The sequence below is a fragment of the Bradyrhizobium sp. LeoA1Lang genome (assembly GCF_055413685.1).
Genome location: NZ_JBVAPG010000498.1, coordinates 1 through 526 on the forward strand (window position 1 = coordinate 1; position 526 = coordinate 526).

Annotated in this window: 1 protein-coding gene and 1 pseudogene; one reads left to right on the top strand and one right to left on the bottom strand. The window is 59.5% G+C overall.

The window, feature by feature from the left end; genetic code table 11:
- A partial coding sequence (locus tag ACZYOF_RS44305) for a transposase (RefSeq protein ID WP_463719664.1) occupies positions 1–337 on the bottom strand: 337 nt, incomplete at its 3' end.
- Between the two features lie 61 nt (positions 338–398).
- Here ACZYOF_RS44305 and ACZYOF_RS44310 point away from each other — a divergent pair.
- A pseudogene (locus tag ACZYOF_RS44310) lies at positions 399–526 on the top strand (IS66 family transposase); the annotation flags it as partial.

The following is a 526-nucleotide window of genomic DNA, read 5'->3' on the forward strand; positions in this document are numbered from 1 at the left end:
TGTCGTCAAAGCCGTCGAAACGGGTCTGGCCCTTGGCGATCAATAGCGGCTCAAAGCTGCCGGCCCGGTCGCGTGGCACAGCTATGTCGATCTCGCCGTCCTCGGTCAGGATTGTCTTCGCGCTGGTCCCGTTACGGCTATTGCCGCTGCCGCGGCCGGCCGGGTCCCCCTTCTCGTAGCCAAGATGAGCGCTCAGCTCCGCACCAAGCGCCCGCTCAATCAGCGCCTTCTTCAGCTGCTTGAAAAGCCCGTCTGCGCCTGTGAGGTCTTCAGGCTTCTCATAGTTAGCAAGCAGTTGATCCAGCAGTTCAGGTGTAATGGTCGTGTCGGTCGTCATGTGAGTCTCCTCGGTAAGGTAAACTCACAGAAACCTGCTTACACATTCTTTCTGACACCCTCACAAAGCACTCGCCCGCAGCCATGGCAGCGCGATCCAGCTCGCGTTTTGTCTTGCTCACGCCCGCCGCAAATTTGTCGAGGTCTACAAGACGACGCAGTCGCCGTACGCGCGCGAGGTGATCGAACG